We start from the raw sequence: 19055 nt of genomic DNA on the forward strand, positions 1-19055 counted from the left end.
ACCGGACTAACGCGTCAAGGTGAATGGCGTTCCGTGGGCGTCAGCGAATGACGCGGTCGATGATGCCGCAGGCCGCCGCAAACGCGTCGTCGGCGGTCATCGCAGTCGTGTCCAGCAACACAGCGTCGTCGGCCGGCCGCATCGGCGAGGCGGCGCGCTCGGCGTCGCGGGCATCGCGGCGGACGAGGTCGGCGAGGATCGCAGCCACATCCGCCGGCTCGCCGCGGCCGGCGAGTTCGTCGGCACGCCGGCGGGCGCGCGTCTCGGCGCTGGCGGTAACGAAGAGCTTCACCGGCGCATCCGGGCAGATCACCGTGCCGACGTCGCGGCCGTCGAGCACGGCGCCCGGCGGCGTCTCGGCGAAGGCACGCTGGACGCGCACCAGCGCCGCCCGGAGCGCCGGCATCACCGCGACGCGCGAGGCGGCCTCGCCGACGGCGTGGGCCGACAGAGTCTCGCGGTCGAGGGCGGAGAGGTCGAGCCGCTCGGCCGCCGCCACCGCCGCCGCCTCGTCGTCGAGCGAGGCGCCGCTGGCGAGAAGGGCGGCCGCGACCGCCCGGTAGGTGAGGCCGGTGTCGAGATGGCCGAGCCCGTAGTGGGCGGCGAGGCGGCGGGCGAGGGTGCCCTTGCCGGAGGCCGCCGGCCCGTCGATCGCGATGATCATGCCACCGGGTCCGGCGTCGCGAAGCGGGCGCCGAGCCCCTCCATCAGCGCCGTGAAGCCCGGGAAGCTCGTGTCGATCATCGCCGTGTCGTCGACCGAGACGGCAGCGTCGGCGGCCATCCCCATGACGAGGAAGCTCATGGCGATGCGGTGGTCGAGGTGGGTCGTCACGCGCCCGCCGCCGACCGAACCACGCCGTCCGCGCACGACGAGCCAGTCCGGCCCGGTCTCGTGCTCGACGCGGTTGGCCGAAAGCCCCGCCGCCACGGCGGCGAGACGGTCGGATTCCTTCACCCGCAGTTCCTCGAGGCCGTGCATCACCGTCTCGCCCTCGGCGAAGGCGGCGGCGACGGCGAGCACCGGGTACTCGTCGATCATCGACGGCGCCCGCTCGGGCGGCACGGTGATGCCGGTGAGCTTGCTCGCCCGCACGCGCAGGTCGCCGACCCGCTCGCCGCCGGAGAGCCGCTCGTTCTCGATCACGAGGTCGCCGCCCATCTCCTGCAGCGTGGTGATCAGGCCGGTGCGCGTCGGGTTGAGCAGCACTGCCTCGATCGTCAGGTCGGAGCCCGGAACGAGCAGCGCCGCGACGATCGGGAAGGCGGCCGAGCTCGGATCGCACGGCACCGTGACGGACTGCGGCGACAGTTCCACCGGCCCGTCGATGCGGATGGTGCGGACGCCGTCGGCGTCAGTGGTGATCGACAGCGTCGCGCCGAAACCCTCGAGCATCCGCTCGGTGTGGTCGCGCGTCGCCACCGGCTCGATGACGGTGGTGGTGCCGGGGGTGTTGAGAGCCGCGAGCAGTACCGCCGACTTCACCTGCGCCGAGGCGACCGGGAGGCGGTAGCTGATCGGCGTCGGCGTCTTGGCGCCGCGGATCGTCAGCGGCAGGCGGTCACCCTGGCGGGCGATCGCCTCGGCGCCCATCAGCCGGAGCGGCGCCAGCACGCGGCCCATCGGGCGGCCCGACAGCGAGGCGTCGCCGACCGCTGTGACGGCGATGTGGTGCGTGCCGACGAGGCCGAGCGCCAGCCGGCAGCCAGTGCCGGCATTGCCGAAGTCGAGCGGCGCTGTGGGCTCGAGCAGCCCGCCGACGCCGACGCCGGCGACGCGCCAGCGGCCGTCCTCGCTGCGCGTCACCGTGGCGCCGAGCGCCCGCATCGCCGCCGCGGTCGCCAGCACGTCGGCGGACTCGAGCAGCCCGTCGATTTCCGTGGTGCCGACGGCAAGCGTGCCGAGCATCAGCGAGCGGTGCGAGATCGACTTGTCGCCGGGCACGCGGATGCGGCCGGTGAGCGGCCCGGAAGCCTGGGCGGAGAGGGGGGCTGGGGCGATCGAGGAGGCCATCGGCTCGCATCGGCAAGGAGGGAAGGGCGCCCGGCGGCGGGCGCCGCCGGCGGGGCCTCCGGTAGCACGCAGGTCGGGGACTGTCATCACGCCGCCCGGATGGCGCCAGCCCGGGTCAGGCCTTCGGCGCGACCAGCCAGGCGTGGGCAGGCTCATTGTGGAAGCGCCAGATGCGCTTCGGGCCGGCCATGACGTTGAGGTAGTAGAGCGTGTAGCCGTGCGGCGCGGCGACCGGGTGGTAGCCGCGCGGCACCAGCACGACGTCGCCGTCCTCCACCGTCATCGTCTCGTCGAGGCTGCGGTCGTCGGTGTAGACGCGCTGGAAGGCGAAGCCCTGCGACGGCTCGAGGCGGTGGTAGTAGGTCTCCTCGAGCAGCGACTCTGCCGGCAGCGCGTCGCGGTCGTGCTTGTGCGACGGGTAGGACGACCAGTGTCCGCCGGGCGTGATCACCTCGACGACGAGCAGGCTTTCTGCCAGCGGCGAGCTGTCCGGCAGGATGTTGCGGACGTAGCGGACGTTGGTACCGGTGCCGCGCACCTCCTCGCCGACGTCGTCCGGGCCGATCAGCGTCGGGGCGCCCGCACCGGTGCCGGGCGCGGTGCAGACGGCGAGCTCGCAGTCGCCCACTGCCTCGACGCGCCATGGCAGCCCCGCCGGCACGTAGACGGAGTAACCGGCGCCCTCGAAGGGTGACGCCCGCCCGCCGATCTCGCCGAAGTCCCGGTCGCCTGCCGTGACTCGGGCGCGGCCGGCGACGAGCACGAGACATACCTCGCGCCCCGCCTCGCCGCCCGTCGCCACGCCACCCACAGCGAGCTTGTGGACGGCGAAGCCGACGTGGGTCCAGCCGGCGGAGGCGGGCGTCACCGCGTGGACGCGACCGTCGTCGCCAGGCTCCGACGGCTTCACGAGCAGCTTCGACATCGGTGGCCTCCTCAGGCGGCGCGCACGAGGCCGGCCTCGGCTGCGAAGCGGGCGAGGTTGTCGTGGCCCATCCGGGCATAGGTGAAGGGGTGGGCCTTCTCGGGGTCCTGCTCGGCCTCGACCACCAGCCAGCCGGAATAGCCGGGCAGTTCCCTCAGCACCGAGACGAAGTCCACTGAGCCGTCGCCCGGTACGGTGTAGACGCCGGCGACGACCGCATCGAGGAAGGAGAGGTCTTCTGCCAGCACCCGCGCCTTCACGTCCGCCCGCACGTCCTTGCAGTGGACGTGGCTGATGCGGTCCCGCCAGCGCCGCGCCACCGCCACCGGATCGGCGCCGGCGAAAGTCAGGTGGCCGGTGTCGAGCAGCAGGTGCGCCGCCGGTCCGGTCGCGGCCATGAAGGCGTCGACGTCCTCGGCCGACTGCACGATCGTGCCCATGTGGTGGTGGTAGACGAGGCGGACGCCCTCCGCGAGGCAGGCCTCCGCCACCGCGGTGACGCGGCGTCCGTACTCCGCCCAGTCGTCCACCTTCATCACCGGCCGCTTCGACAGCGGCGCCGACTGGTCTCCGTGGATGGCGTTGGAGGTCTCGGCGAAGACGAGCACGGTCGCCCCGAGTGCCTTCAGGAGATCGAGGTGCGGCCGCATCGCCGCGATCTCGGCGTCGGCATCGCGGGTGAGGAGTTCGGCCGAGTACCAGCCGGAGACGAGGTCGAGCCCGTGCGCCGAAAGCACCGCCCTGAGCGGCCCCGCTTCGCGGGGAAACTTGTGGCCGAGCTCCATGCCCTCGAAGCCCGCCGCACGGGCTTCCGTCAGGCACGTTTCCAGCGGCGTGTCGCCGCCGAGCGTCCGAAGGTCGTCGTTCGACCAGCCGATGGGGTTGGCACCGATACGGATGGGCATGAAGGTCCTCTCAACGTCGAAGGTTTCTTCGTCCTCCCCCTGCCAGGGGGGAGGACAGCCGCGCCGCAGGCGCGGCAGGTGGGGGCCCGTCAATCCGAAGTTCGACGTCAATCGTGGCGTGCTGGATTGACGGGCCCCACCCTGAGCGCCTCCGGCGCTCTGTCCCTCCCCCTGGCAGGGGAGGGACGCCTCAGCGCGTCGCGCCGCCCTCCCGAGCGGCGAGCGCCGCCTCGTAGGCCGTCCGTGCCGCCCGCACCTCGGCGCGCTCGGAGACTTCCGGCACCGCCACCTCCCACCAGTGGCCGCCTTCCTCCGTGACCACCATCGGGTCGGTGTCGATGACGAGCACCGTCGTGCGATCGGCTCCGCGTGCCCGCACCAGCGCCGCCTCCAGTTCCGCGACGCCAGCCACCTTCTCGGCGATCGCCCCGAGGCTCGCGGCGTGGGCGGCGAAGTCGATCTCCGGCATCGCCGCGTGGACGGTGTCGGCGAGCAGGTTGTTGAACGAGGCGCCGCCCGTCGCCCGCTGCAGGCGGTTGATGCAGCCGAAGCCGCGATTGTCGAGGACGACCACGACGAGCTTCGCCCCGAGCATCACCGAGGTGGCGATCTCCGAGTTCATCATCAGGTAGGAGCCGTCGCCGACCATCACCGTCACCGGCCGGTCGGGACGGGCGAGCTTGATGCCGAGCCCGCCGGCGATCTCGTAGCCCATGCACGAGTAGCCGTATTCCATGTGGTAGCCGCCGGGCTGCGACGTCTGCCAGTGCTTGTGGAGTTCGCCCGGCAGCCCGCCGGCGGCGTTGATCAGAATGTCCTCCGGCCGGCTCGCCCGCTGCACGGCGCCGATCACCTGAGCGTCCGAGGGCAGGGCGGCGTTGGTCGGGGCCGTTGCGCGCGCCGAAGCTTCGCGCCACGCGACCATCAGGCCCGCAGCCCGGGCGCGCCACGCCTCCGGCGCCCGCACTCGGCCGATCGCCGCCGACAATTCCTGGAGGCCGACTCGCGCGTCGGCGACCAGCGGCAGGGCACCGTGCTTGCCGGCATCGAAGGCCTGAACATTCAGTGAGATCAGGCGCTTGTCGTCGCCTTTGAACAAAGCGCGCGAACCGGTCGTGAAGTCCTGCAGCCGCGTCCCGACGGCGAGCACCACGTCGGCCTCTTCGGCGAGTGCATTGGCGGCGCTGGTGCCGGTGACGCCGATCGAGCCGACGGCCATCGGATGATCGTGGGCCAGGGCGCCCTTGCCGGCCTGCGTCTCCGCCACCGGGATGCCATGCGTCTCGGCGAAGCGGGCGAGCTCGACGGTCGCCTCGGAATAGAGCACGCCGCCGCCGGCAACGATCAGCGGCCGCGCCGCCCCGGCGAGGAGCCGGGCGGCTGCCTCGAGTTCGTCCCTGTCCGGCCGCGGCCGGCGCGGCGTCCAGCTGCGCTGCTCGAAGAAGGCGACGGGAAAGTCGGCGGCCTCCGTCTGCACGTCCTGGCAGAGCGACAGCGTCACCGGCCCGCACTCGGCCGGATCCGTCAGCACTGCCATCGCCCGCGGCAGCGCCGCCAGAAGCTGCTCGGCCCTCGTGATGCGGTCGAAGTACCGCGACACCGGCCGGAAGCAGTCGTTCACCGTCTGCGTGCCGTCGGAGAACACCTCGATCTGCTGCAGCACCGGGTCCGGCCGGCGGCTCGCGAAGACGTCGCCGGGCAGGAGCAGCAGCGGCAGTCGGTCGACGTGGGCAACGGCGGCTGCCGTCACCATGTTGGTGGCACCGGGTCCGATCGACGAGGTGCAGGCCATGAAGCGCCGGCGGAAGAGTGCCTTGGCGTAGGCGGTGGCGGAGAGCGCCATCGCCTGCTCGTTGTGGGCGCGGAAGGTCGGCAGCCGGTCGCGGACGTGCCAGAGCGCCTCGCCCATGCCGGCGACGTTGCCGTGTCCGAAGATCGCCCACACGCCGCCGCAGATCGGCACGTCGACGCCGTCGATCTCGGTCCTCTGCGCCGCCAGATAGCGAACCAGCGCCTGCGCCGCCGTCAGCCGGATGGTGGTCAAGGCTTCCTCCCCGTCACGGGCGTTTCTTCGCCGCCCTCACGCCGCGCGCCGCCGCGCCGTCGCCGTTCCCCACGCCGCCACCAGCCGGCCGAAGCGGGCCGCCATGTCGGCGATCGCCGCCTCGTCGTCGATCCGGCCGGAAAGCCACTCCTCAGCCGCCTGGGCGAAGATCGAGCGGCCGATGGCGAAGCCCCTGACGACGGGCGAGGCCACAGCCGTCTCGAACGTCCGCACCAGTTCCTCCTCCGGCGCCTCCAGCCCGAGCAGCACGACGCCGCGACACCACGGATCGCCGGCCTCGATGGCGCGCGCCACATTCGCCCACGCGCGCTCGCTCGGCTGGCCCTCGAGCTTCCACCAGTCCGGCTTCAGCCCGAGATGATAGAGCCGCGCGATGACCTCCGCGACTGTGTCGTCGCCGACCGGTCCATGCCGCGAGGCGATGATCTCGACGAGCAGTTCGCGCCCGACCGTGCGGGCGGCGTCGTGGAGCGCGAGCAGCTTCTCCTCCTGCGCTGCCTTCAGCGCCGGCGGGTCATCGGGATGGTAGAAGCACAGGCACTTGATGGTGTGGATGACCGGCCATTCGACGAGGTGCGAGCCGAGGTCGTCGACGCCCTCGAAAGCGAGCGGCCGCGAGCCCGGCTGCTCCACCGGCCGGCCGATCCAGAAGTCGTGGCCGGCCGCGTCGAACAGCGCCTCTCGGCCGTGGATGCCGTCCAGCAGCACCCCGAACCCCGGCCGACCGTCGGCGACCCGGGCGGCGGCGGCCACCGCCAGCCGCTTGAAGGTTGCGATGCGGCAACGGTCGGCGCCGATGCGGTCGGCGAGGTCTTCCAGCTGGGCACGGTGGTCGATGGCGAGCGCCATCAGCCCCTCCGGCCGCGGCCGGCGCGTCGTCGCCCAGTGGATGTGGGAGAGCTCGCGGTCCTTGCGGAGCTCCGCCGTGCGGCTGCCATGGGCGAGGAAGTGGCAGAGCTCCGGCCACGTCGGGTATTCCGGCGCGCAGAGGAGCCGCGATACCGCGAAGGCCCCGCAGGCGTTCGCCCACGCGGCGCACGTCTCGAGCGGTTCGCCGCGCACCCAGCCGCGCAGGAAGCCGGCCATGAAGCCGTCGCCGGCGCCGAGCACGTTATAGACGGCGACCGGATAGCCCGGTCCGCGGATGCCGTCTTCCAGCCGGTCCGGGACCCTCCCGGTGAAGACGACGCAGCCCATCGGCCCGCGCTTCAGCACCAGCGTCGCCTCGGTCAGCGCGCGAACCGCCAGCAGCGCCGCCCGGGTGTCCTCGCTGCCGCCCGCGATGTGGAACTCCTCCTCGGTGCCGACGACGAGGTCCATCTCCGGCAGCAGGGTCTGCAGGTGCTCCGTCACCGCGCTGGCGCGGACATAGCGCGCCTCGCCCTCGCCGTGTCCGGCGACGCCCCACAGGTTCGGCCGGTAGTCGATGTCGAGGGCGACGCGCCGTCCCGCCGCCTTCGCCGCAGCGATCGCCTTGCGCCCGGCGGCATCGACGCTCGGCCGCGAGAAGTGCGTGCCGGTGACGACGAGGGCACGCGCCCGGGCAATGAAGGCCGGGTCGACGTCCGCCTCCGTCAGCCCCATGTCGGCGCAATTCTCGCGATAGAAGATCAGCGGAAAGGCATGCTCGTCGCGCACGCCGAGGAGGACGAGCGCCGTGAGGCGCGCCGGGTCGACCTTCACCCCGTCCGTGGCGACGCCCTCGCGCCCGAGCTGCTCCACCACGAAGCGGCCCATCGCCTCGTCGCCCACGCCCGTCACGAGACCGGCCGCGAGCCCGAGGCGGGCGCAGCCGACGGCGATGTTGGTGGGAGAACCGCCGATCGACTTGGCGAAGGAGGCGACGTCCTCCAGCCGCCCGCCGATCTGCTGCCCGTAGAGGTCGACAGAGGCGCGGCCGTAGGTGATGACGTCGAGGTCCGCCTCGGCGGACGGTCGATGCACCGCGCTCATCGCGCCTTCTCCCTGTGGCCGGGCTCCTTCGGCACCGGCGCCCTGGCTTCAACCGTCCCGCGCGACGCCACCGGCGAGCCGGCCGACTGGACAGCATGAAACGAGAATTCTATTCTGGTGTCAATTCGGAATGAACGTTCTGGTTTGGCCGCTTGTGGCCGGCTGGGCAGGGGAGGCGGGAGCCGACGATGACGGGCATTGCGCTGATCGGGGCCGGGCGGATCGGCCGAATCCACGCGGCGAACGCCGCCGCCCATCCGGGGGCCACCCTCGTCGCCGTCTGTGACGCCGACACGGACGCGGCCGCCGGCCTTGCCGCCGCCTACGGCGCCCGCGTGTCGTCGAGCGAGGCGGCCATCGCCGCGCCGGACGTCGATGCGGTGATGATCTGCTCGCCGACCGACACCCACGCCGATCTCATCGAGGCGTGTGCGCGAGCCGGCAAGGCGGTCTTCTGCGAGAAGCCGGTCGATCTCGACTCCGCCCGCATCCGCCGCTGCCTCGAGGTCGTTCGGTCCGCCGGCATCCCTCTGATGATCGGCTTCAACCGCCGCTTCGACCCGAGCTTCTCCCGCCTGAAGCAGCGCCTCGACGCCGGCGCCGCCGGCGAGGTGGAACTGGTCACCATCATCTCGAAGGACCCGTCGCCGCCTCCGGTCTCCTACATCGCCCGCTCCGGCGGCCTGTTCCGCGACATGATGATCCATGATTTCGATCTCGCCCGCCATCTCCTCGGCGAGGAACCCGTCGAGGTCCACGCCGTCGGCGCCGCCCTGGTCGACCCGGCGATCGGCGAGGCCGGCGACGTCGATACCGCCGCGGTGATGCTGAAGACCGCCTTCGGCCGCATCGCCACCATCACCAACTCCCGCCGCGCCACCTACGGCTACGATCAGCGCATCGAGGTGCACGGCTCGGCCGGGCTGGTGCGCGCCGACAACCGCCGCGAGACGACGGTGGAGGAGGCCGACGGCACCGGCTTCCGCGTCGAGCCGGCGCTGCCGTTCTTCCTCGAGCGCTATGCCGAGGCCTACCGCCGCGAGTTGCAGCACTTCCTCGAATGTCTCGCCGAGAAGCGTGTGCCGTCGCCATCCGGCGAGGACGGCCTGCGCGCCCAAATCCTCGCCGACGCTGCCACCGAGGCCTGCCGCAGCGGCCGGCCCGTGCGCGTGTGACGGGCCTGCCATCGGACCGCCTCAGCCCTCGTCCGGCCCGCCCCCTGAGGCGGCGTCTTCCCGGCGGCCGGCGCGGAAGGCGCTCGGCGTCAGGCCGGTGTAGCGCCTGAAGAAGCGCGACAGGTGCGTCGGGTCGGCGAAGCCGAGCTCGTACGCGATCTGCGAGGCCGAGAGGTCGGTGAACAGCAGCTGCCGCTTCGCCTCCGTCAGCACGCGCTGGCGCAAGAGGTGGCCGGCGGTGACACCGGTGGCGCGCTTGCAGTGCTCGTTCAGCCGGTCGCTGGTCATGCCCAGGCGGTCGGCATAGTCGGCGAGCCGTCGGCTCGTCCGGAAGCCCGCCTCGATCAGGTCCCGCAGCTCGGCAACCGTGGCGTCGGCGCGCCTGAGCGTCACGGCGGCGAAGCGCTCGCCCTCGGCGCTCGCCCGCGACAGTTCGACGGACAGGAGCACGAGCAGCGCCCGCAGCGCCGTGCGCGCATCCTGCCGCGCCAGCGCTTCCTCCTCGGTCATCGCGTCGAGCAACGCGATCAGCCGGTCGAAATCGGGGCCCGGGGCGAACTGCAGCACCGGCCGGGACCAAAGGCGCGCCAGCCGGTCGGCCGGGGTGCCGTAGGCCTCCGGGACGCCGGCCAGCACGTCTTCGGTGAAATTCAGGACGTGGCCATCGCAGGGCGGCGTGAAGCGGAAGCCGTGCACCACCCCCGCCGGCGTCAGCACGACGGCGGGTGCCGCGAACGCCACCGCCTCGCCGTCGATCAGCGCCTCCCCGGCGCCGGACGTCACCGCAGTCACCTGGTGGAGGTGGCGGTGGGCGTGCGGCTCGATCACCCAGCCGAACCGGGCGGAGCGGCGCCACAGCGGCTCGACGTGCACGAAGTCGAAATCATCGCTTCGTGAATTGTCGCCATAGAGGTGGAAGTGCGGGATGGTACGCACGAGGGTCGCCATCTTTGCCGGACGTCGGGTCCGGTCGGCGCAGGGGCGAACCGGTCCAGCGTCTGTGCGCGCCGGGGCTCGGGCTCCGGAACGGAAGGAATGAAATGCTCGCTCGGGACGACGACGGTCAAGCGCCGCTTCTCGAGCTCGCTGCCGAGATCGCCACCGTGATCGGTGATGTCGGCGACTGGCGTCAGGTCGCGCCCGTGCTGGCGGCGCGGGTCGCGGCCGCGCTGCGGGTCCATCGCGTCTTCCTGTTCCAGGTCCACGAGGTTCCGGGCCGCGGCCTCGGCCAGACGCTGCGCTTCGATTGGGCCGCGCCCGGTCTCGAGCGCTTTTCCGGCGACAGCGGCCTGATCGACGAGGATCTCACGCACGGCGATCCGACCATGCTGCAGTGGGCGGAACTGCGCCGCCGCGGCGAGATGATCGCCGGCCTGGCGCGCGATCTCGAAGGTCGCATGCGCTCCGAGCTCGATCGCCAGCAGGTGCGGGCTTTCCTGTCCGCGCCGCTGATCGTCGCCGGCCAGTGGTGGGGCCACGTCGGTGTCGGCGACTGCGAGGTCGAGCGCGCGTGGCGGGCCGAGGAGGTCGGCTTCATGCGTCTGGTCGGCAGGCTGCTGTCCGCCGCCATCGAGCGCTCGATGATCGGCCTCGCCGCCAACGCCGTCGGCCGGGTCTCCATCCTCAACGCCGCCTTCGACGCCATCGTCACCGTCGACGAGGCCGATCACATCGTCGAGTTCAACCCTGCCGCCGAGGCGATGTTCGGCGTGGCGCGGGACGCCGTCCTCGGCAAGCCGCTGGCGCTCACCTTCGCGGTCGACGTCGGCGACGGCGAGGCGCACCCGATCCGGCAACTGGCGGCGAGGGGCGCCGACGCCGCCCTCACGCACGAGCTCACGATGCGGCGGGCCGATGGACGGCCGTTCCCGGTCGAGGTCTCGATCTCCGAGGTCACGGCCGCCGACCGCCGCTTCTTCACCGCGCATCTGCGGGACATGTCCGAGCAGCGCCGCACGGTGGAGGCGCTCGCCGCCAGCGAGGCGCAGTTTCGCGCCCTCGTCGAGGACCAGTCCGACATCGTCACGCTGTGGGACGCCGACTTCCTCGTCACCTTCGAGAATCGGGCCTTCCGCGACCTCTTTGGCCTTTCTGTCGGCGGCGACGGTCGCCGGCACGCCTCGGCCACCATTCCGGACGACGTGTGGGAGCGGCTGCAGCCGGCACTCGAGGCGCTGACGCCGGAGGCGCCGATCTATCGCAGCGAGAACCGGAAGTATCCCCGCAGCGGCGAGGAGCGTCTCTACGCCTGGACCAACCGCGCGCTGTTCGACGAGCAAGGAAGGGTGACCGGCTATCTCTCGGTCGGCCGCGACGTGACCGAGCAGCGTCGTCTCGAGCGCGAGCTCGAGCGTCTCGCCTTCGTCGATCTCGCCACCGGACTGCCGAATCGCAATGCCGTGCTGCAGCGCTTCGTCAGCTGGGAGAGCGCCGACAGCGGCTTCGACACCGTCGTCACCGTCCGGCTCTGCGATTTCGTGGAGATCACGGCTTCGTTCGGACATGCGTTCACGGACCGGCTCATGGCTGCCGTCGCGGCCCGCCTGCAGGGCCTGCTGGAGGGGCGAGCGGCGCTCACGAGGGTCGGCGAGCACTGGTTCGCCATCTTCGCGCGCCTCACCCAGGAGGGCGCACTGCGGCTCGCCCAGACGCTCCGCGACGCCTTCCTGCATCCCTTCGAGCTGGAGGGCCGGCGCGTGCCGCTCGGCGCTGCCTTCGGCATCGCCCGCCGAACCGGCGGCATCGAGCGCCTTCTGGAAGACGCCGAGATGGCCTGCCAGTCGGACCGGCCAGGGGCGATCAACCGCTACGACGCCGCCGTCCGCACCCGCCACCTCGAGCGCCTGGAGATCGAGGCGGACCTGCGCGAGGCCTTGTCGACGCGGCCCTCGGAGATCTTCGCGGCCTTCCAGCCGATCTTCGACATCGCCACCAACGACCTCGTCGGATTCGAGGCTCTGGCCCGGTGGAATCACCCGGAGCGCGGCGGCGTGCCGCCGTCCGTGTTCATCCCCATCGCAGAGGCGACCGGCCTGATTCTGCCGCTCGGTGAACGCATCCTGTCGCTCGCCGCCGCCTCATCCTCGCGCTGGCTGGAACGCCGGGGGCGCGACGGCCGCAAGCCCATCTACGTCTCCGTCAACCTCTCCGCCCATCAGCTCGCCGACCCCGACCTCGCCGACCGCCTGGCAGCCGCCCTCGGGGCGCACCCGGTCGACTACGGCACTCTGACGTTCGAGATCACCGAAGGCACGCTGATGGCCAATTCCGATCAGGTCGTCGGCGTTCTGCGACGGCTCAAGAAGCTCGGCGCCAGCCTGGCCATCGACGACTTCGGCACCGGCTATTCGAGCTTCGGCTACCTCCACCAGTTCCCCATCGACAGCCTGAAGATCGACCGCTCCTTCGTGTCGGGAATGACGCGCTCGCCCAACGACCGTGAGATCGTGAGGGCGATGATCGACCTCGGCCACGGCCTCGGACTCACGGTCGTCGCGGAGGGCATCGAGGAGTGGGAGACCCGCGAGGCCCTTCTCGACCTCGGCTGCGACCACGGCCAGGGCTTCCTGCTCGGACGTCCGCTGGCGGTCGAGGACGCTGACGAACTCGTCATGCTTCCCTTGACGGCTTCGTGATCGGCCGATCCGCGGCACATGCGCGACTTGACGACACCGGCGGGCTTCTCCATTCAAGGTCGCCGTTCGTCGGGGGCGCTTCTGCGGCGTTCCGGGAACCGGTCGAAGGCCGCTCGCATCGTCCCGTCCTCCGCAGCCTCCTCGCTTTGTGCCCGCGGTGGCGGGATCCGCCGGTCCGGCGGCCGCGATCCGTCAGGAAGGTCTCGATCATGCGCATCTTGGTGACGGGTGGGGCAGGGTTCATCGGCTCGGCGGTGTGCCGGCATCTGGTGCGCGACACCGACCACTCGGTCGTGAACCTCGACAAACTCACCTATGCGGCGAACCTCGCCTCGGTGGAGATGGTGGCCGGCGACCCGCGCTATGCGTTCGTGCGCGCCGACATCTGCGACGCCCCGGCGATGGCCGAGGTGTTCCGCCAGCACGATCCGGACGCCGTCCTGCATCTCGCCGCCGAGAGCCACGTCGACCGCTCGATCGAGGGCCCGTCCGCCTTCATCGAGACCAACGTCGTCGGCACGTCCGTGCTGCTCGAGGCGGCGCGGCGCCACTTCGAGACGCTCGACGGCGAGCGCCGCGAGCGCTTCCGCTTCGTCCACGTCTCGACCGACGAGGTCTACGGCTCGCTCGGCCCCGATGGGCTGTTCACCGAGACGACCGCCTACGACCCGTCCTCGCCCTATTCGGCCTCGAAGGCTGCCTCCGACCACGTCGCCATCGCCTGGCACCGCACCTACGGGCTGCCGGTGATCGTCTCGAACTGCTCGAACAATTACGGGCCGCACCACTTCCCCGAGAAGCTCATCCCGCTGATGATCCTCAATGCGCTGGAGATGAAGGCGCTGCCGGTCTATGGCGACGGCTCCAACGTCCGCGACTGGCTCTATGTCGAGGACCACGCGCGCGCGCTCGTCACCATCCTCGAGCGGGGCCGGCCGGGCGAGAAGTACAATGTCGGCGGCCGCAACGAGCGCACCAACCTGCAGGTTGTCGAGCGCATCTGCGACATCCTCGACCGCATCGCGCCGGCCGATCGCTCGCGCCGCGAGCTCATCACCTTCGTCACCGACCGGCCGGGCCACGACCACCGCTACGCCATCGATGCGGGCAAGCTCGAGGGCGAGCTCGGCTGGACGGCGCGGGAGAGCTTCGAGAGCGGCATCGAGAAGACGGTCGCCTGGTATCTCGATAACCGCCGCTGGTGGGAGCCGATCCGCAGCGGCGCCTATCGCGGCGAGCGGCTCGGCCTGAAGGCGCGCGCCTGAGCCCCTGACACGGGGCGCTACAGGAAGAAGAGGGACGATGAAGGGTATCATCCTCGCCGGCGGGCACGGCACCAGACTGCATCCGGTGACGCTCGCCGTCTCCAAGCAGCTGCTGCCGGTCTACGACAAGCCGATGATCTATTATCCGCTGTCGATCCTGATGCTGGCGGGCATCCGCGAGGTGCTGATCATCTCGACCCCGCAGGCGCTGCCGCTCTACAAGGCTGTGCTCGGCGACGGCTCCGACTGGGGCATTTCCTTCACCTACGCCGAACAGGACCAGCCTCGCGGCCTCGCGGAGGCCTTCCTGATCGGCGAGGACTTCATCGGCTCGAGCCCGGTGGCGCTCGCGCTGGGCGACAACATCTTCTACGGCTCCGGCCTCACCGGCCTCGTCGAGGAGGCGGCGAAACTCCAGAAAGGCGCGACGGTGTTCGCCTATCCGGTGGCGAACCCCCGCGCCTTCGGCGTCGTCGAGATGGCGCCGGATGGCCGGGCGCTGTCGCTCGAGGAGAAGCCCGAGCACCCGAAGAGCAACCTCGCCGTCACCGGCCTCTACTTCTACGACGCCGACGTGGTGGAGATCGCCAAGGGCGTGACGCCATCGCCGCGCGGCGAAGTGGAGATCACCTCGGTCAACGAGGCGTACCTGAAGCGCGGTGACCTGCGCGTGGTGCGCTTCCCGCGCGGCACCGCCTGGCTCGACACCGGCACGACCGACAGCCTGCTCGAGGCGTCGGAGTTCGTGAAGACGATCGAGCACCGCCAGGGCTTCAAAATTGCATGCCCGGAGGAGATCGCCTGGCGGAAGGGGTGGCTCACCGCCGACGCACTCGCGTCACTCGCCGCCCGCTACAAGAATTCCTATGGGGCCTATCTCGCCGACCTTCTGCAGGACCCGCTTTCCCATTCCCAGGGGCCCGAAGAGCTCGGCTGAGCGCCCCGTCCAACATTGCTTCAGGAGTAGAGCATGAAGATTGCGGTTCTGGGCGCCGGCTATGTCGGCCTCGTTTCGGGCGCGTGCTTCGCCGATTTCGGCCACGAGGTCGTCTGCATCGACAAGGACCCTGAGCGCGTCGCCATGCTGATGGGCGGGCGCGTGCCGATCTTCGAGCCCGGCCTCGACGACATGGTGGCCCGCAACCAGCGCGACGGCCGCCTCTCCTTCACGCTCGACGCCGCTCCGGCGATCGCCGAGGCCGACGTCGTCTTCATCGCGGTCGGCACCCCGTCCCGCCGCGGTGACGGCCGCGCCGACCTCACCTACGTCTTCTCCGCCGCCCAGGACATCGCCCGCGCCGCCACCGGCTTCACTGTGGTGGTGACGAAGTCGACCGTGCCCGTCGGCACCGGCGACGCCGTGCAGCGCATCATCCGCGACACCCGGCCGGAAGCCGACGTCGCCGTCGTCTCCAACCCCGAGTTCCTGCGCGAAGGTGCGGCCATCGAGGACTTCAAGCGTCCCGACCGCATCGTCATCGGCCTCGAGGACGAGCGCGCCCGCGAGCCGATGAGCGAGGTCTACCGGCCGCTGTTCGTCAACCAGGCGCCGGTGATGTTCACCGGCCGGCGCACCGCCGAGCTCATCAAGTACGCGGCCAACGCCTTCCTCGCCACCAAGATCACCTTCATCAACGAGATGGCGGACCTCTGCGAGGCCGTCGGCGGCAACGTCCAGGAAGTCGCCCGCGGCATCGGCCTCGACAACCGCATCGGCGGCAAGTTCCTGCACGCCGGCCCGGGCTTCGGCGGCTCCTGCTTCCCGAAGGACACCCGCGCCCTCGTCGAAACGGCGCGCGAGTCTGGTGCGCCGACGCGCCTCGTCGAGGCGGTCGTCGCGGTCAACGACCAGCGCAAGAAGCGTATGGCCGAGAAGGTCGTGCGCGCCTGCGGCGGCAGCGTCGCCGGCAAGACCATCGCCATCCTCGGCCTGACCTTCAAGCCGAACACCGACGACATGCGCGAGAGCCCGGCGCTCGACGTCGTGCACGAACTGCAGCAGGCCGGTGCCACCGTGCGCGCCCACGATCCCGAGGGCATGGAGCAGGCGGCCAAGCTGATGACCGGCGTCCTCTTCTGCGACAGCCCCTACCACTGCGCCGAGGGCGCCGACGCGGTCGTGCTCGTCACCGAGTGGGACACCTACCGCGCCCTCGACCTCGACCGCCTGAAGACGATCGTCAACGTCCCCGTGCTCGTCGACCTGCGCAACGTCTACCGGCGTCCGGAAGTCGAGCGGCACGGCTTCACCTACGCCGACGTCGGCCGCGGCGCCTGATCCGGCCGGCGGCGGCCCGTATCGGAGCCGCCGCCTGCCGCTGACCCGATGGTGACCGTCCTCCTCTCGCTCTGCAATCTCAAGCGCAACGGCGTCCGCTTCCCGCTGATCGTCGGCAGTCTCGATCGCCGCCGCTTCGGCCTCGTCGACTGCGCATCGTGGATCGCGCCGCCCGATACCGGCGTCACCGGCCTGCTCGCCACCGAGGAGGCGATCTACGTCTGCGTGCAGGGCCATGAGAGCGGCCGGGTGGTGGTGCTCGCTCCCGACCTGTCGCTGCGCGCCGTCATCACGGACGACCGCTTCCACGACCTCCATTCGATCAAGCGCCTCGGCGACGAGATCTGCGTCGTCTCCACCGGCAACTCCCGGCTCTTCACCTTCTCTCCCGACGATCTCGTCGTCCGCGAGCTCTGGGCCTTCGAGCACGCCGACGGCCGCCTCCACATCAATGACGTCGGCCTCCACGACGGCCGCGTCCACGTGCTGTCGCACGTCCACCCCCGCTATGACGGCCAGGGCCGCTCCGGCGCCGTCTGGGACCTCGAGAGCCGCGAGGTGCTGATCGGCGGCCTCAAGCACCCGCACTCGCTCGTCGAGGTCGGCGGCACGCTGCACTGCCTGAGCTCCGCCGCGGGTCAGCTCGTCTCCCGCGACTGGGCGAGCGGGGCGATCACGAAGCTGAAGCTCGGCGGCTACCTGCGTGGCCTCGCCGCCACCGACGGCGGCTTCGTCGTCGGCCAGTCGAGCACGCGCTTTTATTCCCGCAAGCGCGGCCCAAAGGTGAACCCCGTCGACCTCGACGCCGTCGTCGGCAATCCGAAGTTCATGTCCTTCCTCGGCGAGGTCGGCGGCCGCAGGCTTGGCCGGCGCCACAACCTCACCCACCTCGGCCTCGAGATCTACGACGTCGTCACCGCCGCCATCGACTACGACGCTCTCGTCGAGAAGAACTCCGCGCAGCTTCGCGCCCAGTCGCTCTACCAGCGCATCGCCGAACTCGAGCGGCTGCTCGACCTGCAGGACGCCGATCCGCAGCCGGTAGTTGACGAGGAATGGGACGCCGACCCGGAGGATGGGCCGGACGGGGACGGTCCCGATGCGTCGGGCCCGCCCACGCCCGGCTAGGGCGTCATCACGTCGAAGGCCTTGCCAGTCGCCGTGTAGGCGACCCAGCCGCCGTCCATGCCGTTCGCCGCCTCGACGCGGATCTCGAGCGTCACCTTGCCGTCGGGGGAGGGCACCATGAAGTCGCCCATCGGCGTCATCAACTGGCCGACCGAGAAGGTGTAGCGCGACACCGGCATCTTCGCCGGATCCGTCTTCAGGCGCTTGTAGGTCTCCTCCGTCAGCCGCCGCAGCGTCGCCGCATCGAAGAAGGCGAGGTCGGCGATGCGGAAGGCATGGTCGCCTTTCGTCTCCGCCTCCCACGGCATCGGCGTGCCGAAGCGGGTCATGTCCTCGGCGTCCATGATGAAGTTGGCGTTGGTGCCAGGGCTGCGCGGGTCCTCCGCCAGCACCTGCGCCTGGCCGTTCTGGAACATCAGCTGCGAGATCCGCGTCGCCGCTCCGAGCTCCCGTTCGAGCCGGCCGAGCGTCTCGGCCACCGTCTCCGGCGCCATCCAGTCGAGATTCGGCCGCCGGCTCGGCGGCAGCGTCACGGCGACGACGGTGCCGTCGGTGCCCAGCACCACCGATCCGCTTTCGCCGCCGGGATCGTTGAAGTTGAGCGTCCAGCGCAGCGGCGGCGCGCCGGCCGCGTCCATGTCGCGCCTCAGCATCATGTAGACGAGGCGGGCACCATCGTTACCCCACGCCTTGCGCGCCGCATCGCGGACGGCCGAAAGCCGGCCGAGATCGACCTCGCCGACGAGGAACGACGCCTCGTCCGGGGTGCCGGGAAACAGCGGCATGCCGATGCCCATGGTGCGCACGCCGGAGAGGTCCCAGGTGTAGCCCATCGTCTGCTGCGCCGCCGTCGGGTGGTCGGCGTCGACGCTGAGGAACTGGTCGTGGACTGTGAGGCTGCGGATGCGCCGGGTCGGGCCGAGCACGGCCGTGAGGTCCGCGATCGCCTCGTCCTTCGGCCAGTCCTCGGTGGCGATCAGGTTCAGGGTGCGCGCACGCTCGGTGCCGGAGAGGTCGGCGCCGACGATGCGGCCGGCCTCGTCGGCGAACACCGACGCGCTCTCCCGTCCCGAGCCGACGCTGATCGTCCAGCGCACCGGTCCGAAGCTCGGGCTCGGCAGGATCGACACCTGCCGCGCGATCGTGATGGACGAGACGGCCGCTGCGTCCTGCAGCGCCGCCCGCTCGATCGCCGCCGCGACGAGGGCCGGCACGCGCTCGAGGTCGGCGGCCGCGAGCGGGAAGAAGCCCGGCACGATGTCGCGGATGAAGCCGGGCGGCGACACCGGCTGCGGCCCGCGGGTCGGTTCGACGGTGAAGCCGAGGCGCCGGATGCGGCGGATGCTCCAGGCGTCGATGTCTGACGGTCGCCCCGCGCCCTGCACCTCGATCGCGATCTCCTGGGCCGAGATTCGCACCGAATAGATCGCTGGGCGCCGTCCGATCTCGTCGATCAGCGTCCCGAAGGCCCGCGCCGCGTCACCAGGCGTCGACAGGTAGGAATCGGCCGCAGTGGCCGGCGCTGTGGGAACCGCGAAGAGGGCGAGGAAGGCGAGGGCGGTGAGCCACCCGATCGAGGCCAGGCGCATGGCGGCACTCCGTGCGAGCCCGTTCCGCGCGCGACCAGAGCAGCGGCGGGACGGGGCGACGGCAGAGGCGCCGAACTTATAGACGAACCGGCCGCACGGATGCAGCCGGGCGGCGATCACGCTT

14 protein-coding genes are annotated in these 19055 nt (G+C 71.2%); 6 read left to right on the plus strand and 8 right to left on the minus strand.

Going from position 1 to position 19055, the window contains the following annotated elements:
- Positions 1–40: 40 nt before the first annotated feature.
- The 6 genes from cmk to iolC form a co-directional block, all read right to left on the minus strand.
- Positions 41–664, minus strand: coding sequence for a (d)CMP kinase (cmk, locus tag RUR49_RS09295; RefSeq protein WP_409146075.1), 624 nt, complete (start codon positions 662–664; stop codon positions 41–43).
- Positions 661–2013, minus strand: a complete 1353-nt coding sequence (aroA, locus tag RUR49_RS09300) for a 3-phosphoshikimate 1-carboxyvinyltransferase (RefSeq protein ID WP_409146076.1) — start codon at positions 2011–2013, stop codon at positions 661–663. The genes cmk and aroA overlap by 4 nt, the downstream gene beginning before the upstream one ends.
- 115 nt (positions 2014–2128) lie before the next feature.
- Complete coding sequence (gene iolB / locus RUR49_RS09305; protein WP_409146077.1) at positions 2129–2938, minus strand: 5-deoxy-glucuronate isomerase; 810 nt, start codon at positions 2936–2938, stop codon at positions 2129–2131.
- Positions 2939–2949: 11 nt separating this feature from the next.
- On the minus strand, positions 2950–3843 hold the full coding sequence (iolE, locus tag RUR49_RS09310) for a myo-inosose-2 dehydratase (RefSeq protein ID WP_409146078.1): 894 nt from the start codon (positions 3841–3843) through the stop codon (positions 2950–2952).
- A gap of 190 nt (positions 3844–4033) precedes the next feature.
- Entirely contained in the window at positions 4034–5887 is a 1854-nt protein-coding gene (gene iolD / locus RUR49_RS09315) for a 3D-(3,5/4)-trihydroxycyclohexane-1,2-dione acylhydrolase (decyclizing) (protein ID WP_409146079.1), read from the minus strand.
- Between the two features lie 36 nt (positions 5888–5923).
- Positions 5924–7861, minus strand: a complete 1938-nt coding sequence (gene iolC, locus RUR49_RS09320; RefSeq protein ID WP_409146080.1) for a 5-dehydro-2-deoxygluconokinase — start codon at positions 7859–7861, stop codon at positions 5924–5926.
- Positions 7862–8049: 188 nt separating this feature from the next.
- Between iolC and iolG the strand changes: the two genes are divergently transcribed.
- Positions 8050–9036: an inositol 2-dehydrogenase gene (iolG, locus tag RUR49_RS09325; protein WP_409146081.1), complete on the plus strand. Its 987-nt coding sequence runs from the start codon at positions 8050–8052 to the stop codon at positions 9034–9036.
- Between the two features lie 21 nt (positions 9037–9057).
- Here iolG and RUR49_RS09330 read toward each other — a convergent pair whose 3' ends face one another.
- Positions 9058–9984, minus strand: a complete 927-nt coding sequence (locus RUR49_RS09330) for a helix-turn-helix domain-containing protein (RefSeq protein ID WP_409146082.1) — start codon at positions 9982–9984, stop codon at positions 9058–9060.
- 92 nt (positions 9985–10076) lie between these two features.
- Between RUR49_RS09330 and RUR49_RS09335 the strand changes: the two genes are divergently transcribed.
- The 5 genes from RUR49_RS09335 to RUR49_RS09355 all read left to right on the plus strand — a co-directional run bounded on the left by RUR49_RS09335 (position 10077) and on the right by RUR49_RS09355 (position 17342).
- The gene (locus RUR49_RS09335; RefSeq protein WP_409146083.1) at positions 10077–12671 is read left to right on the plus strand and encodes an EAL domain-containing protein; all 2595 of its coding nucleotides are present in this window, start codon (positions 10077–10079) and stop codon (positions 12669–12671) included.
- A gap of 209 nt (positions 12672–12880) precedes the next feature.
- Positions 12881–13936: a dTDP-glucose 4,6-dehydratase gene (rfbB, locus tag RUR49_RS09340; RefSeq protein WP_409146084.1), complete on the plus strand. Its 1056-nt coding sequence runs from the start codon at positions 12881–12883 to the stop codon at positions 13934–13936.
- Between the two features lie 37 nt (positions 13937–13973).
- A complete protein-coding gene (gene rfbA / locus RUR49_RS09345; RefSeq protein ID WP_409146085.1) occupies positions 13974–14873 on the plus strand; it encodes a glucose-1-phosphate thymidylyltransferase RfbA in 900 nt (299 codons plus the stop codon).
- A gap of 33 nt (positions 14874–14906) precedes the next feature.
- Positions 14907–16214: a UDP-glucose dehydrogenase family protein gene (locus RUR49_RS09350; RefSeq protein ID WP_409146086.1), complete on the plus strand. Its 1308-nt coding sequence runs from the start codon at positions 14907–14909 to the stop codon at positions 16212–16214.
- A 48-nt stretch (positions 16215–16262) separates the two neighbouring features.
- Complete coding sequence (locus tag RUR49_RS09355) at positions 16263–17342, plus strand: DUF4915 domain-containing protein (RefSeq protein ID WP_409146087.1); 1080 nt, start codon at positions 16263–16265, stop codon at positions 17340–17342.
- Here RUR49_RS09355 and RUR49_RS09360 read toward each other — a convergent pair.
- Positions 17339–18931, minus strand: a complete 1593-nt coding sequence (locus RUR49_RS09360) for a hypothetical protein (RefSeq protein WP_409146088.1) — start codon at positions 18929–18931, stop codon at positions 17339–17341. The genes RUR49_RS09355 and RUR49_RS09360 overlap by 4 nt on opposite strands.
- Positions 18932–19055: the final 124 nt, after the last annotated feature.

Source organism: Pseudoxanthobacter sp. M-2, assembly GCF_046156265.1.
Lineage (GTDB): Bacteria > Pseudomonadota > Alphaproteobacteria > Rhizobiales > Segnochrobactraceae > CAMDHY01.

Bases quoted from the DNA above. Each gene is read 5' to 3' on its own strand.
- rfbB (WP_409146084.1), top strand. From the start codon at position 12,881: ATGCGCATCTTGGTGACGGGTGGGGCAGGGTTCATCGGCTCGGCGGTG.
- iolC (WP_409146080.1), bottom strand. From the start codon at position 7,861: ATGAGCGCGGTGCATCGACCGTCCGCCGAGGCGGACCTCGACGTCATC.
- iolE (WP_409146078.1), bottom strand. From the start codon at position 3,843: ATGCCCATCCGTATCGGTGCCAACCCCATCGGCTGGTCGAACGACGAC.
- RUR49_RS09355 (WP_409146087.1), top strand. From the start codon at position 16,263: ATGGTGACCGTCCTCCTCTCGCTCTGCAATCTCAAGCGCAACGGCGTC.
- RUR49_RS09330 (WP_409146082.1), bottom strand. From the start codon at position 9,984: ATGGCGACCCTCGTGCGTACCATCCCGCACTTCCACCTCTATGGCGAC.
- iolG (WP_409146081.1), top strand. From the start codon at position 8,050: ATGACGGGCATTGCGCTGATCGGGGCCGGGCGGATCGGCCGAATCCAC.
- RUR49_RS09335 (WP_409146083.1), top strand. From the start codon at position 10,077: ATGCTCGCTCGGGACGACGACGGTCAAGCGCCGCTTCTCGAGCTCGCT.
- aroA (WP_409146076.1), bottom strand. From the start codon at position 2,013: ATGGCCTCCTCGATCGCCCCAGCCCCCCTCTCCGCCCAGGCTTCCGGG.
- rfbA (WP_409146085.1), top strand. From the start codon at position 13,974: ATGAAGGGTATCATCCTCGCCGGCGGGCACGGCACCAGACTGCATCCG.
- RUR49_RS09360 (WP_409146088.1), bottom strand. From the start codon at position 18,931: ATGCGCCTGGCCTCGATCGGGTGGCTCACCGCCCTCGCCTTCCTCGCC.
- cmk (WP_409146075.1), bottom strand. From the start codon at position 664: ATGATCATCGCGATCGACGGGCCGGCGGCCTCCGGCAAGGGCACCCTC.
- RUR49_RS09350 (WP_409146086.1), top strand. From the start codon at position 14,907: ATGAAGATTGCGGTTCTGGGCGCCGGCTATGTCGGCCTCGTTTCGGGC.
- iolB (WP_409146077.1), bottom strand. From the start codon at position 2,938: ATGTCGAAGCTGCTCGTGAAGCCGTCGGAGCCTGGCGACGACGGTCGC.